The organism is Variovorax sp. 05L425 (genome assembly GCF_056397705.1).
Window position 1 is genome coordinate 406,373 of the sequence record NZ_JBFTNY010000001.1, and the last position, 13,523, is coordinate 419,895.

The window sequence follows — 13,523 nt, forward strand, 5'->3', positions numbered from 1 at the left end:
TGTCATCGGTCCGTGCAAGGCCATGAGAGCTGCAAGGCGTAGCTGCCTACTTGAAGACCTTGCCTTGCATCCCGGACGACGTGGTGTTCGTCGAGACGATTCCCTGCCGGCGTGCTCGGCGACATCCTGCGCGAGGTGGACGACGTTCAGGCGGTGTGCCAGTTGCTGGAGCCGCGCATCGTGGTGCTGGAACGCGTGTCGCTTCCCGACGTCGTCCTGAGGGGGTCGGGGGCAGTCCTCAAGGCGGCCCCTCCCTTAAGGGTGGGGCCAATGTTGTTGGGTGGGGATATCGTTTGACACATGACCCGTCCAGATCGCGAATTCCACGTTGCAGCCTGAGGAGATTCAAGATGGCCCTACTTCGTCAATGCCTGATGGAGCTTCGCGTGATGCGCCGCGAGTGGTCCTCGTCGCAAGACTTCTGGTGCGACGCAGCGCCAAGCGGGGCCAGGGGCGATTTGTCCTCCGCTCACAGCCAGTGCGCAGGCGTTTCCAGCGGCGTGCGTTCGATCGGATCAAGCACGGCGAGCTTGCCTCCTCAGGCTCAGGAGGAATTCCGCGCCAGTGCGTTGTAGATTGCATCAAGCAACTGGTGCTGCGGATAGGGTTTCTGAAGGAAATCAACTGCACCCTCTCGGATGGCCTTGACTGCGGTTGCAATGTCGACGCTGCCACTGATGAAAACGATCGGCAATTGAACACCCGTCTCGTGCAGGCGCTCTTGCAGTGCGATTCCCTTCATGCGCGGCATCTGCTGGTCAAGCACAAGACAGCCACGCCAATCCGGCTCAAAAGCAGCCAGGAACTCGAAAGCCGAAGCGAAGACCTCGACGCTCAATCCAAACGAAATTACCAGCTCGCGAATCGAATCACGACAGGCGTCATCGTCGTCAACGATGAAAACAGTAGGTTCCCTCAACTTCGCACCTGCGCTGTTCCGAACTGTCGAGGCTTGTCACGTTCTCAGAGCAATCACCCCGGCCTTGAAGCGAGTCGATGACATTGCACCTACGGTGCAGAGATATCAATCATGTGGGACATCAGCGCACCTTGCTGATCACCGGAGGCCACCAAGAGCCATCCAGAACTGATGGCGGGGTCTCCTTGGGCCAATACAAGCGGAACATGGGGATGAATCCGCCCGACGGCGCCGGGAGCCAGTTCGACTCCTTGTCCGGACCAGGGCTGTCCTTCTGTACGTACAGATCGATCGAGCCGTCGGCGTTGGCCTTGAGTTGATTCCGCAAACTCACGGTATACCGATTCAAGGCATTGGGGATGAAGAAGTACTGATCGTCGTACATCGTCAGCGACCAAAAGCCGCTTGCAGGCGGTAAATCGCCTTTGCTCTTGAAGCGAACGACATACTTGTTGCGCGCGGCATCCAGTGGCTCGCCGTTGGCATCCTTGAGTCCGACGACATAGACCGCGTCCTTCGGCGCGTTGGCAGGAATGCCGAACGCGGAAAGCCAGGCGCGGGCCATATAGTCAGTGCCGTAGTGACCGACTTTGAGGTTGAGCAGCCAACCGTTTTTGGTTTGACCAGAATCCTTGGTGTATTCGACGATCTTCGCCCATGCCGTCTTGGGGGCTTCCTCGATCGCCTTGGCCACGGCCGGGTCAAATTTTCGAAGGTCGAACTTCTGCCCAGGGACAATCCCGATTTTCGCCATCCTGGAAACCATCGGGCCGTCGTCGGGCGCCGGTGGATTGTTCTTCATCAGTTCGGCCATCCATTGGAAATAGCTGGCCGCATCAAGTGCATTGACGTTGTCACGTACGGAGCGCTTCATATCGACGCTCGGATCGACCTTCGTCGGTGGCGGATCGTATTTCTTTCCCCAGGAACTGAGAGGCTGAAGCCTGTACTGGTCCTGCAGTTGCCAGACCGCCTTGTAGTCCTCGGGCGAACCGGTGGAGTAGGTTCGCGCCAGAATCCAGACGGTAGATGTCGGCGACTTCACCTGCTTCACGCCGTCAGGGAGCTCCCCGGTCCAACCCGGCCCGGTGATGGCATAGGTTTGAGCCTTCTGGCCCGTGGTACGAGAGCCGGGATCGAAAATCACCGGCACCCATGCATCGTAGAACTCCCAGACATAGTACCGATCGCCCATGTCCGGCCAACTGACCACCCACGGCTCCTTGGAGACATCGATGAACGCATTGGAATACAGCGTGTCCGCGTTGGGCGCCGTGACGTCACGGTAGGCGGCAGACGGATACTCGCGCAGATTGGCGAACTGTCCCATTGGCGCGCGCGTCGTGGTCGGCTTCTCCACGTTGGTGATGACCTTGCGCGACATCTCCACCGAGATCAAGGAGTACCCGTAGACATAAGCATCGACCGCGATGTTCTTCGCCTCGTCCGCGCTCAGCGCCTGGGCGGCTGCGCTACCCGCGACAAGGCTCGCGGCCAGCGCCCAGCTTGTAACAGCACTAGACTTCATAGATCCGGTTTCTCCATGTTGACCATTTCTGGCATTCGACGGCGCCCGAGCCAAGTGCCAAGGCATCCGGCCGGATTCAGACACGATGTTGCTCGTCGTCACCCTTCGAGGGAGGTTAGTGGCTCGTGAATCCGCCCACCACTCATTTCGCGCCAAGTGCTCCGAGGGGCAGACTCGACGCTCCGCCAGTGATCTCGGTCACGGCCATGGCTGGCGTGTCCGCGATGGTCCGTCACGCATTCGGCGAAAAGGTATTGAGACAGGCCAAGCAAGCGGCGATGCTCGACATTGAACTGATCGAGCACCACGACTGCTTCATTCCTCAGGCGACCATGACGGGCTTTCTGAAGGAAATCGAGCGACGCGCGGGGGAGCCACATCTTGGCTTGCTGGTCGCGCCTCACCTCTCCGTGACCCGGTATGGGCGTTGGGGCGAGTACGTCCTGGCCGCGGACACGCTACGCACAGCGATCGATCGTGCGGTGTCCACCTTGGGCTATCACAGCACGGGGGATCGGATGGAATCCTCGGTGGACCGCGGGACGGCGCGTCTGAGCTATTTCAACGCGGCGCGTGGGTGGCCCGGCTACGTCCACGTTGCCTGCGGCAGCGCGGGGGTGATGCTCAGCCTTTTTCGCTCCTATCTGGCGTCGAACTGGCTCCCACGACATGTCGAACTGGACATTCCTCGTCCACGAGAAGCATCGCTCTTCGAGGAGGCGTTTGCTTGTCCTGTCGTATTCGACGCGAGCGCCGTCTCGATCTGTTTCGATGCGCATTGGCTGAACGGCCCGGCGTCGCGGCGTCCCTCCATGAGGTTGGTCACGATCGAGGATGTCGCCCGCTCCCGAGCGGGGCCGGCAAGCCTTGACAACTTTCCGGCGGTGGTCACGGCTCAAGTTTGGGCGCAGGTCCTTGCCGGCGAGGGCTCGATCGATAGCGCCGCACGGGCGCTTGATACCAGTGTCCGCTCGCTGCAGCGGGCGCTTCATCACCACGGCACTGACTTCCGAGAACTGGTGAACGTCGTTCGAGTTCAGCGAGCGAAAGAACTGCTGGGCGGGAGCCAGGCTTCGATCACCGAAATTTCGACTGAGCTTGGATACTCGGCGCCGGCGAACTTCGCCCGTGCGTTCAGAAAGGCAACAGGCGCAGCACCGCAGGACTTCCGCAGAAAGCCTGCCACGGGCTGGTAAGGGTATACACCGGAATGGCAGGAAAAGACTAGGAAGTGTCGGCAAGTGACTTTGCGCCACTGGAGACGCAGATCGAAGATCCACGGACCTCCCAACCAACGCGAGTCCATGATGATCCTGAACAACCCGAACTTCGACGTCCGCAAGACCAACCGCGCCATCGACGAACTCCTGAAGGTGACGACCAATCCGCGTCACCGTTTCATGCTCGAGGCCTACCACCGACACCGCTTTCTCGAGATCGCTGGCCGCCATGAGGAGATCTTCGCGCCGGACATGACGGTCGACAATCCCACCTACCATTTCGAAGTGGCCGGCAACAGCGCCACACTCGCGGGCCGTGAGTCCGTCAAGGGGTTCTATGCCGTCTGGGCGCAGACGAACCAGTCGATCTTCTACGCAGAGGACGAACAGATCGCGGTCGCCGACAACTTCATCGCTTCCGTGTCGACCATGTACCAGCAGACCCACGGCAAGACCTTGATCGCCAATGGCATCCAGGTCGACGACGAGAACGCGTACTACCTCATCCGCATTCCCGGCATGCAGATGTTCTGGCCCTACGACGACCAGTGCCGTCTGCTGGGCGAAGACGTCTGGGAACCGAATCCGGCAGCGCGCACGCTGACCAAGCTGGCACCGTCCGAAGTGCTGACGAGCGAGCAATCAGGCAAGCTGCTGGAGCCGTTCATCAAGCCCTTGCGCTCCTATGAAGAGGCAGTGCTGCAGGCGGCCTGAGCCGTCAAAAGGCCCACTTGGCGCTGACCCGCGCACTTCTGGGTTCCATGGGGTGCACGTGGCGATCGTCGATGCCTGCGCCGCAGGCGCCGCTCGCAATCTCGCCGGCGGTGCAGGACGCATAGAAGTACTCGAGGTTGAAGCCGCGCAGGAAGTACTGGTTGGCCTTGCCGTCGCCCGAGTGCTGGGTTGCCACGATGCCTGGCACGGCCTCGATGATGTCTCCGGGGCGCAACTTGGGCCGAGCCTGGAACACTTCGCGCTCGGCTGCGCCCTCGCTGGCACTGTCGGCCGAGCCGATGCTCGCATCGCGGGGACCGCGCACTTCGACCTCGGGCAGGTGGCCCTCCTGGGCCCAGGCGGTGCCGCTCAGCAAGGCCGCCACGGATAGGACGTGGGGCAAGCGGCGGGACGAAATCACCGGATCAGCGCGCCGGACTGTGCGGTCGGGTCTTCGTCAGGCGAGATCGTGAAGCGTTGCATGCGAGCAATAGGAGTGGGCGGGCGAAAAATCATAGTTTCTGCGCCTCAACGCCGCCCTGTCATGGCCGAAGGACGCGCTCACCATGCGATGGCGCGATACGCCTCCCTCAGTCACTACCCCTCCGATGCTATTTGATCTCCAGTACTTCGTAGTTTGCATACCCGAACTCGTTGCCACGCGCGGCCACGTACTTGTCGCCGACCTTGTAGACCGTCACGTTCCACGGCACGCCGTTCATCGTGGTGAGGACGCGCCCGTCCTTGATCTCGTACTTGGCGGCGATGCCGAACGCCGCACCGTGCATCGCGCTGAGGATTTGATCCGGCGCGGTCTGCTTGCCGTCGACGCTGTTGATCCAGCGCTGGCCGCTGCTCTCGTAAAGCATCTCGAACTGCTGGCCGGTGACGGTGTTGCGCACCTTCATCGACTTGTCGACGATCAGGGCCTTCAGGTCCGCGTCGGCGAGGGGTGTGGCGCCGCGACTCTTCAGTTCCTCGACCGTCGTGCCGGCCTTTGCAGTCTTCGCTGCTTCGGGCGTGGGGGTGTACCAGATGGGTGAGGTCCACACGCGCTCCTGCACGGTGGAAGCAACGTCCGCCGGCGGCGGCACGCCCAGCTTGGCCGCGTCGTAGGTGCTCCAGCGCGGCGTTGGGATCTGCAGCACGCGGGCGTAGTAGAAGGCGTGCACCGAAGGATCGAAGTCGGGGTCGGTCCAGACCTTCTTCAATTCGGTCACGCCGATGGTGTTGGTGTAGGTCGCCTTCGAGATGTTGACCGTCGAGCCCACGGGGCCTACGCGGCCATTCGCGTCGAGCTTGCGGTTGCCCGACCATGCGACGTCATAGATCTTCTCGAAGGTCTGGCCGCTCTTCGTCCAGCCCTTGATGATCTGGATGCGGTCGAGGTTTCCGTCGTCCGGGTCCTTCACGGCCCAGACCACGAAGGACGGCGCCTTGCCGGCCACAGCCGGAAGATCGCCACCCATCGGGACGCCGTTCGCATAGGCGGTGTGGACCCAGTTTTTTTCCTTCCACAGTTTCTCGTCGTAATTCCAGCCGCCGAACAGGCGCACCGGAATGCGCACGCCGCTGGTGCCGTACACCTCCTTGCGTTGCATCGCCGCGAAGATTGATTCACGCGTGTTCTCTTCCGCCCACACGCCGCCGAGGCCGGAGACGCTGGTCTGGATCACCGACATGCCGGATTCGACCCGCCCCGCAAGCCGCGCCTTGGCCGTCCCGTCCGCAAAGCCGTGCGAACCGAAGTTGTTGGATTGGGAATAGGGAACGACCGTGTTGTGCGAATCGCTGGCGCCGACCACGCCCATCTTGTAGGGGTTGTAGCCGCGCGAGGCCTGCATCGCCAGGCCGTTCTCGTAAGCCTCGCGGATGTAGCTGCCATTGATGTTCGAGCTGCTGTTCGGTACTCCGAGCAGGAAGCTCATGATCTCGTAGCCCGCGAATTCGTCATTGGGCGAGAGGCCCGGATGCGTTTCGGAGGTGCCCTTGACCTGGTGGATCTCGGTGAGGAATTCGTTGCGCATGCGCGTTTCGGCCCACGCGGCATCGATGGGGCGGCCCCGATCGTCCACATCCACCGGGAACATGAGGCCGTCGCTGAGGTTCGCGTTGTGCGAGATGGCGAGAACTTCGTTGCCCTCCTTGCGTTGCCCGTCCATCCACGCCCAGAGGGCTTCCGGGCGGTCCGAATCGATGGCCGAGAAGGGCAGGGCCGGCACGTGCTTCGAGTCCTTGAAGAACACGTTGCGGTGCATGTTGCGGTTGTTGGGCGCCGAGGTCCATTCGTAGGCAACGAAGGTGGTGAACTTGCCCGGCTTGTAGTACTTGTCGGCAATCTCGATGTTCTTCTTCCAGACAGTGCCGGCCACTTCGGGGCTCACCAGTTCCTTGATCGGCTCATGTTTCGCCAGGCTGGCTGCCAGCCATTGGAACGTCGCGTTGAACTCTGCCGGCGTCTTGGCCTGCAACCTCTTGCCCACCTCGGTCTTGCTCAGCGCGGAGGTGGGATCGTTGGCAATCGCCAAGACACCGACGTATTCCGAATGGTCCGTCACACCGTGAAAGTCGAGCGGGCGTCCCTTGATCTTCACATCGAAGCCGCCCGGATGCTTCACCGGAAAGCCCAACGAATACTTGTAGGCATCCTCCGGCGTGGTGACGTGGTTGCCGATCAGATAGGCATCCATGGACCAACTCGTGTGCGAGTGGGTCTGGCCGAAGTAGACATTGCGGTCGGGGTTGCCTTCGGCCGCCCACGCAGGCGCGGCAGCGAGCAACAGCAGGGCGCCTTGCAACGCACGGGTACCTGGACGAGGTCTGTTCTTCATGATGGCGCGCTCCTCGGAGTGTGGATGTCTTCTTGAAGGAATGGCGATATGCGGCGACTGGCGCGCTCAGGTCCAGAAGACCGCAACGCGCTCGAAAAACCAGAATGCGGCCAGCGTCCCGACCGCATACGACGCGATGGCAGGCGCACGATGAACGGCGGATGCCGGCGGCCGCAGGCGCAGCAGCAGCGCGCGCACCGCAAGCACTGCGCCCACGAACACAAGCTGGCCGATCTCGACGCCGACGTTGAAGAAGAAGAGCGCCAACGGCAACTCGTTCTTCGGCAAGCCGATCTCCGCGAGCGCGCCCGCAAAGCCGAAGCCGTGCAGGAGCCCGAAGCAGAAGGCCACGACCCACGGCCAGCGCGCGACGAAGCCCGCCTGCCCGCGATTCTGGCGCACGATCTCCACAGCCAGCAGCAGGATGCTCAACGCAATCGTCGCCTCGACCGGCGGCCCCGGCACATGCACCACGCCGAGCGCGGCGAGTGCGAGCGTGATGGAGTGGGCCACCGTGAAGGCCGTCACCGTTTTCACCAGCATCCAGCCCCCGCGCACGATGAGCAGCAGGCCGAAAACGAACAGCAGATGGTCGAAGCCACCCAGGATGTGCTCGACGCCATGCACGAGGAAGGCCCACGCGACCGCCGCGGCGCCGGGTGCCGCCGCCACGTCGATCCACGGCTGCACGGGCCGCACGAGCGTGGTCGACTGCGTACCGTCGCGCAGCGACACGCGAACCAGCACATCGGTGATGCTCGCCTGCAGGCCGACGAACTCGATGCGCTGTCCGATCAGTCCGGCCGGACCGGCATCGATCATGCGCCGCTCGATCAGCGCGTCGTCGAGTTCCTTCTGCTTCGGCTCGACGACATTGCGGACCGTCTCAGGAAGGCGCAGGGTCACCGGGAGCCGCATACCCGCGTAAACCGGCGTGCGCCAAAGCACGTCGTATCGGCCGGCACCGATCTCGTTGATCTCCAGATAGGCAGGCCGTGCGTCGTGCGCCTGCGCGACGGGGGTTGCGGCGAGCCAGAAGAGCAGTGCCGCGACGAGCGGCAGCCAGGGCCTGACGTTGCGGGCCGTCATTTGTTGGCGGGAGGCGCGACCGCCGCGCTCACCGCTTCCGGGTTGTCTATCACGATCTTGTAGCGCGCCCGCAGCCCATCGAGCGTGGCCTGCTTTTGCTTCGCGCGTTGCTCGGCCAGCCAGTCTTCCTTCGCCTGCTCTGCAACAGTGTCGAAAGCCGGTGGGTGGCTCTGTGTCAGCGCATCGATCCAGACAAGGTGCCAGCCGTAGCCCGATTCGATCGGGCCGCGCCATCCACCCGCCGTCTGCTGGAAGACACTGTTGGCGAACTTCGTTCCGAAGACACGGGCGACGCGGTCCTGCGTCTCCTCGGTGTAGGCGTTCTGGAACATGAACGCATCGCCGCCAGCGGCGTCCTTGTCGGCAGCCTTTGCGCCGAGCGCGGCGAGTTGTTTGCTCGCCTGCGATTGCGCGTTGGTGCCGCGCTTGTCGGATGAAAAGTAGAGATGGTGGAAGGTGATGAGCGGCTCGGGCGCATAGCGCGCCTGGTTCTGCGCAAACCACGCTTCGAGTTCTCCCGGTGCCGGTTCGCGCAGCGTCGCCACGTCTTCCGCGAGGAAGTCCATCTTCTGGGCCAGGCGGCGCCGGACGATGGTGTCGTCCTTGTCCAGGCCCAGCGCAAGCGCCTCGCGGTAGAGGACTTCTTCCTTGAGGTGTTCTTCGATCAACCCGCGCAATTCGGTCGGCGTCGCGGGCCGTTGCCACTGCGCCAGCCAGGAGATCTGGATGCGGCGGATGTCGTCGGCGGAGACTTCGATCTTGCGCGGATCTTCCTTGCTCGCTGACCCGTGCAAGCCGCCGTAGATCACGAACAGCGCGAAGCCCGCGAGAAGGAAATGCAGCAACGGCTCACGCAACAGGCGCCTCAGGCGCGAGCGAGGCCCTGGCACGGATGAGGTGGCCTGTGCGTCTGACTTCATCGTGTGCGCTGAACGGAGGGTGCTTTTTCTTGATTCCGCCTGTGGAGGACGCTCCAACACGCGAAGTCAGCATACGCCGACGGCTGTCCGTGTGCACTCTCACCAAAGGGCAGTTGACACGGAGTGAAATCCGCGCGTTACGGAGGCCCGTCTGGGCTCGAACCGGCCTGCTGCTGAAACTCCCCAGGTGTCACACCGGCGTGACGCCGAAACGCACGGCTGAAGTTGGCGGCATCGCTGAAGCCGAGCTGCTCGGCCACCCGTGCCACCGTCGCCCCCCGCTGCCCGAGCAGCTCGCGTGCACGCTCGAAGCGCACCTGTTGCGACAGGTCGCGGAAATTCAGATGCTCCTTCTTCAGGTTGCGGTCGATGGTGCGCGCGGAGATGTTCATCCGCTGCGCGATGTCGTCGAGCGTGACCTGCCCCTTTGACTCCCGCAGCAGCATGGCGACATAGTCGCCCCAGCCCGCGTCCGGCACCGGCCGGCGCTGCAGGGATTGCATCCGCTCCTCCACCTGCTCGACCACCTGGGGCGCCGCCATCGGAAGCGGCCGGTCGAGCATGGCGCTATCCATTGACACCGTGATACCGGGCAGGGCGCCATCATCGAAGTGGAAGCGTGCCGCGCCCAGGCTGGCGTAGCGCGCGAGGTGCTCCGGCGACGGCATCCCCATGTGGATGTCGTACGAAGGCATGTCGGGCCCGAACAGCATCTCGAACTGGTTCTGCACCGACAGCGCGATCACGTCCATGATGAAGCGCATCGTCTGCACGGGCATCGCGGCCACCGGGCTGAACACCACCTCGCCACGATCGGGCCAGCGCCGGTACCTCATCGTGAACAGCTCGTTGATGAAGTGGTAGTAGCGGCTGGTGAGCCGCAGCATGTGGTCGAGATCCCGGCAACTGAGCATCGCGTAGCCGAGCAGGTCGTGCGAGTTGAGCTTGATCAGGCGGCCTGCTTCGAAGCCGAGATCGGTGCGGCCCGTGAGGCGGTACGCCGCAATGATCAATGCCTCCACCTCCGTCGGCAACAGCATGCCGTCGCTGCGCTCGAAGCGGCTCGCTTCGAGCTTTGCCATCTCCAGCAAACGCGTCGTGTCCACCTTCTGCGCCGCAAGAAAGCCCAGCAGCAGCGAGAGGTAGCGCACCGGCACGCGCTTGGGCGCAGCGGTCATCGCGGGGCTCCGGACAGGGGTGGGTATCCACCAGCTTGTCGGAAATTGACAAGCAAGTGTCGGCAAGTGACTTTGCCGAAATCAGCCACTTTTTCGATCATCCATGTACTCGATCCGCACTCACTTACCTCTTCCGTCATTGCGGAAGAAACCTTCATGTTTGACGAACTCATCAGCACCTCGATCCTTGCCGGGCACCACCGCTCGGGCACGGCGATTGTCTCCACGATCCGGGGTCACCGGAAGTACCTGGAGCGTGACTGGACATGAGCATCCGGAATCTTCGCGGCAAGCGCGTGCTGGTCACCGGCGCCCTTCGCCGCGTGCTGCTGATCGACGCCCGAAAGATGGGCTACTGCTGACTCTTTTCTTTCCCCCGAGCGGGCACTCAAGTCCCGCCTTCACAGCAAACCTCCGAGGAGACTTTTTTCGTGCCCCACCGTGTTTTTTGCGCACCCGCCAGTGTCCATCGTCTCAGCGCGGTGACCACCGCCGCGCTGGCCCTTATCGCCATCGCTCCGCTCTCCCACGCCATGGAGATCGACACCGGCAACCCCGATGTCGTGCTGCGCTGGGACAACACCCTGCGCTACAACCTCGGCCAGCGCGTGCAGGGCCAGGACAAGGCGATCCTCGGCAATCCGAACTTCGATGACGGCGACCGCAACTTCAACAACCACTCGCTGATCGCCAACCGCCTGGACCTGCTCAGCGAGATGGACCTGGTGGTGGACAAGAAGTACGGCTTCCGCCTGAGCGGCGCGGCCTGGGCCGACGGGGCCTACAACAGCCTGGACAACCACAGCAACGCCACCGCCAACACGCTCTCCTATGGCCTGCCGACCGCCGGCATCCTGTCGCCCTACACCAGCCGCTACGCCAAGGGCCCGTCGGGCGAACTGCTCGACGCCTTCGTCTTCGGCAACATGGACTTCGGCGACACGAACGTCGGCCTGCGGCTCGGCAAGACCACTGTCTACTGGGGCGAGAGCCTGCTCGGTGGCGGCGCCATCCACGGCATCTCCTACGGCCAGTACTCACTGGACCTGTGGAAGGCACTCGCCACACCGGGTATCGAAGCCAAGGAGCTCTACCGCCCGCGCAACTCGGCCACCCTGCAGGTGCAGCCGAGGCCCGACCTGTCGCTGTCGGCACAGACCTTCTTCGACTGGGAGAGCGCACGCTATCCCGAGTCGGGCAGCTACCTGACGGTGAACGACGCCCTGCTGCACGGTGGCGAATCGCTCATCGCGGGACCGGGCCAGCGCCTGCTGCAAGCCACCAACGCCGAGCCGAACAAGACCGGCGACTTCGGCCTGTCGGCACGCTGGAGCCCTGAATGGCTCGACGGCACCGCCGGCCTGTACGGTCGCCGCACCGCAGACATCCAGCCGCAACTCGCCCTCATGCCTGCCGTGGCCGCGGGCGTGCCCGCCGCAGCCTGCACGCGCGCCGGACTGCGCCCCGTCGGCCCGAGCACCTGCTACATCAATCCAGGCGCGGCCACGCTGCCCCAGATCCAGGCCGGCTATGTGGGCCAGTACCAGGCCTTCTACGGCCGTGACATCGACATCTACGGCTTGAGCCTGTCGAAGAACGTTGCCGGCCTGAGCGTCGGGGCCGAGCTCAGCTACCGCCAGAACATGCCGCTGCAGAGCGTGCCGGTGCAGGTGCTGCCCGCACCACTGGTCAATCCGGCGACAGGCGCGATCTCGCTCGCACAACTCGCGCAACTCGGCAACGATGCGCCCGGCGCTCGCGGCGACACCATGCACGGTGTGTTCAATCTGCTGGGCACCGTCTCGAAGACCGCGCTCTTCGACAGCGCCACCTGGAATGCCGAACTGGTCTGGAACCGCTGGCTCAGCGTCTCGCAGAACCCCGGTGCCTTCAAGGGCAGCGACGCCTATCGTGCCAACCCCGCGAACGTCGATGCCGTCAGCAAGGACTACTTCGGCCTGGGCCTGAACTTCACGCCCACCTGGTACCAGGTGTTCCCGAGCGTGGACATCTCGCTGCCGCTGAGCTGGGCGGGTGGCCTGTCGGGCAACTCGGCCGTGCTGACCGGCGGCAACAAGAACGCGGGCAGCTTCGGCATCGGCATCGCCGCCGACGTTCAATCCAAATACAACATCGCGCTGCGCTACGTCGGCTTCTACGGCGACTACAGCACGACACCGACCGGCGCCATGAACGTGCCGAACGGCACCTACGCCAGCCTGTCCGACCGCGGGCATGTGCTGCTGACTTTCAAGGCGACCTTCTGAGTCGCCACTCATCGCAACCCCCACGGAGACAAATCCCATGAAGACAACCCGCCCCAAGACCCATACGCTCTGGGCCGGCGCAGTGATCGCGCTCGCCGCCCACTCCGCCCTCGCTGCAGTCACGCCCGATGAAGCCAAGAAGCTCGGCACGACGCTCACGCAGACCGGCGCCGAACGCGCCGGCAGCGCCGACAAGACGATTCCCGAGTACACCGGCGGCCTCACCACGCCGCCGTCCGGCTACGAGAAGGGCTCGGGCATCCGCCCCGACCCCTTTGCGGCCGAGAAGCCGCTCTACGCCATCACGGCGCAGAACATGGCGCAGTACGAGAGCAAGCTCACCGCAGGCACCAAGGAGATGCTGAAGAAGTACCCGACGATGCGCGTCGACGTCTACCCGTCGCATCGCTCGATGGCCTTCCCGAAGTACGTGCTCGAGAACACGGTGAAGAACGCCACCGCCGTGAAGACCACCGATGACGGACTGGGCCTGGAAGGCACCTACGCGGGCATTCCCTTCCCGATTCCCAAGACCGGCAACGAGGTGATGTGGAACCACCTGCTGCGCTTCACCGGCCAGAGCTCCTACACGCAGTACGACTCGATCAACGTCGACTCGTCCGGCAAGGCGGTGCTGGCCACCACCGGCCAGATCTACATGGACTACCCGTACTACGACCCGAAGCGCACCGGCGCCTCGAGCGACAGCGACATCTACTTCCGCACCAAGATCGCCTACACCGCGCCGGCACGCCGAGCGGGTGAAGCGCTGCTCGCGCAGGACTACATCAACCCGATGAAGAACGGCCGCCGCGCCTGGCAGTACCTGCCCGGCCAGCGCCGCGTGAAGCTCGCAC

13 protein-coding genes are annotated in these 13,523 nt (G+C 63.5%); 6 read left to right on the forward strand and 7 right to left on the reverse strand.

Annotated elements, in window-relative coordinates:
- The first annotated feature begins 111 nt into the window (after window positions 1-111).
- Entirely contained in the window at window positions 112-297 is a 186-nt protein-coding gene (locus AC1DN9_RS02045; protein ID WP_478096783.1) for a hypothetical protein, read from the forward strand.
- Between the two features lie 247 nt (window positions 298-544).
- Here AC1DN9_RS02045 and AC1DN9_RS02050 read toward each other — a convergent pair whose 3' ends face one another.
- The gene (locus tag AC1DN9_RS02050) at window positions 545-919 is read right to left on the reverse strand and encodes a response regulator transcription factor (RefSeq protein ID WP_478096785.1); all 375 of its coding nucleotides are present in this window, start codon (window positions 917-919) and stop codon (window positions 545-547) included.
- A 121-nt stretch (window positions 920-1,040) separates the two neighbouring features.
- Complete coding sequence (locus AC1DN9_RS02055) at window positions 1,041-2,447, reverse strand: DUF1254 domain-containing protein (RefSeq protein ID WP_478096787.1); 1,407 nt, start codon at window positions 2,445-2,447, stop codon at window positions 1,041-1,043.
- Between the two features lie 188 nt (window positions 2,448-2,635).
- Here AC1DN9_RS02055 and AC1DN9_RS02060 point away from each other — a divergent pair, with 188 nt between their 5' ends.
- Both AC1DN9_RS02060 and AC1DN9_RS02065 read left to right on the forward strand, forming a co-directional pair.
- The gene (locus AC1DN9_RS02060; protein WP_478096789.1) at window positions 2,636-3,643 is read left to right on the forward strand and encodes an AraC family transcriptional regulator; all 1,008 of its coding nucleotides are present in this window, start codon (window positions 2,636-2,638) and stop codon (window positions 3,641-3,643) included.
- Between the two features lie 108 nt (window positions 3,644-3,751).
- Window positions 3,752-4,381, forward strand: coding sequence for a hypothetical protein (locus AC1DN9_RS02065; protein ID WP_478096791.1), 630 nt, complete (start codon window positions 3,752-3,754; stop codon window positions 4,379-4,381).
- Between the two features lie 4 nt (window positions 4,382-4,385).
- Here the strand turns inward: AC1DN9_RS02065 and AC1DN9_RS02070 are convergent, their stop codons facing one another.
- The 5 genes from AC1DN9_RS02070 to AC1DN9_RS02090 all read right to left on the reverse strand — a co-directional run bounded on the left by AC1DN9_RS02070 (window position 4,386) and on the right by AC1DN9_RS02090 (window position 10,399).
- On the reverse strand, window positions 4,386-4,784 hold the full coding sequence (locus AC1DN9_RS02070; protein ID WP_478096793.1) for a hypothetical protein: 399 nt from the start codon (window positions 4,782-4,784) through the stop codon (window positions 4,386-4,388).
- 208 nt (window positions 4,785-4,992) lie between these two features.
- Complete coding sequence (locus AC1DN9_RS02075; protein WP_478096795.1) at window positions 4,993-7,212, reverse strand: DUF3604 domain-containing protein; 2,220 nt, start codon at window positions 7,210-7,212, stop codon at window positions 4,993-4,995.
- Window positions 7,213-7,278: 66 nt separating this feature from the next.
- Window positions 7,279-8,301, reverse strand: coding sequence for a HupE/UreJ family protein (locus AC1DN9_RS02080; RefSeq protein ID WP_478096797.1), 1,023 nt, complete (start codon window positions 8,299-8,301; stop codon window positions 7,279-7,281).
- Window positions 8,298-9,221 carry a peptidyl-prolyl cis-trans isomerase gene (locus AC1DN9_RS02085; RefSeq protein ID WP_478096799.1) on the reverse strand — a complete coding sequence of 308 codons (924 nt, stop codon included), beginning with the start codon at window positions 9,219-9,221 and terminating at the stop codon, window positions 8,298-8,300. Before AC1DN9_RS02085 ends, AC1DN9_RS02080 begins: the two co-directional genes overlap by 4 nt.
- A 137-nt stretch (window positions 9,222-9,358) precedes the next feature.
- Complete coding sequence (locus AC1DN9_RS02090; RefSeq protein WP_478096801.1) at window positions 9,359-10,399, reverse strand: helix-turn-helix domain-containing protein; 1,041 nt, start codon at window positions 10,397-10,399, stop codon at window positions 9,359-9,361.
- 66 nt (window positions 10,400-10,465) lie between these two features.
- On the opposite strand from AC1DN9_RS02090, the gene AC1DN9_RS02095 reads away from it, so the two are divergent.
- From AC1DN9_RS02095 to AC1DN9_RS02105, 3 genes are all read left to right on the forward strand, one after another.
- Window positions 10,466-10,669 carry a hypothetical protein gene (locus tag AC1DN9_RS02095; RefSeq protein WP_478096803.1) on the forward strand — a complete coding sequence of 68 codons (204 nt, stop codon included), beginning with the start codon at window positions 10,466-10,468 and terminating at the stop codon, window positions 10,667-10,669.
- 161 nt (window positions 10,670-10,830) lie between these two features.
- Window positions 10,831-12,666, forward strand: coding sequence for a DUF1302 domain-containing protein (locus AC1DN9_RS02100; RefSeq protein ID WP_478096805.1), 1,836 nt, complete (start codon window positions 10,831-10,833; stop codon window positions 12,664-12,666).
- 37 nt (window positions 12,667-12,703) lie between these two features.
- Window positions 12,704-13,523, forward strand: an 820-nt coding sequence (locus AC1DN9_RS02105; protein ID WP_478096807.1) for a DUF1329 domain-containing protein, incomplete at its 3' end; no start/stop codon positions are given.

Bases quoted from the DNA above. Each gene is read 5' to 3' on its own strand.
- AC1DN9_RS02090 (WP_478096801.1), bottom strand. From the start codon at position 10,399: ATGACCGCTGCGCCCAAGCGCGTGCCGGTGCGCTACCTCTCGCTGCTG.
- AC1DN9_RS02085 (WP_478096799.1), bottom strand. From the start codon at position 9,221: ATGAAGTCAGACGCACAGGCCACCTCATCCGTGCCAGGGCCTCGCTCG.
- AC1DN9_RS02080 (WP_478096797.1), bottom strand. From the start codon at position 8,301: ATGACGGCCCGCAACGTCAGGCCCTGGCTGCCGCTCGTCGCGGCACTG.
- AC1DN9_RS02075 (WP_478096795.1), bottom strand. From the start codon at position 7,212: ATGAAGAACAGACCTCGTCCAGGTACCCGTGCGTTGCAAGGCGCCCTG.
- AC1DN9_RS02065 (WP_478096791.1), top strand. From the start codon at position 3,752: ATGATGATCCTGAACAACCCGAACTTCGACGTCCGCAAGACCAACCGC.
- AC1DN9_RS02055 (WP_478096787.1), bottom strand. From the start codon at position 2,447: ATGAAGTCTAGTGCTGTTACAAGCTGGGCGCTGGCCGCGAGCCTTGTC.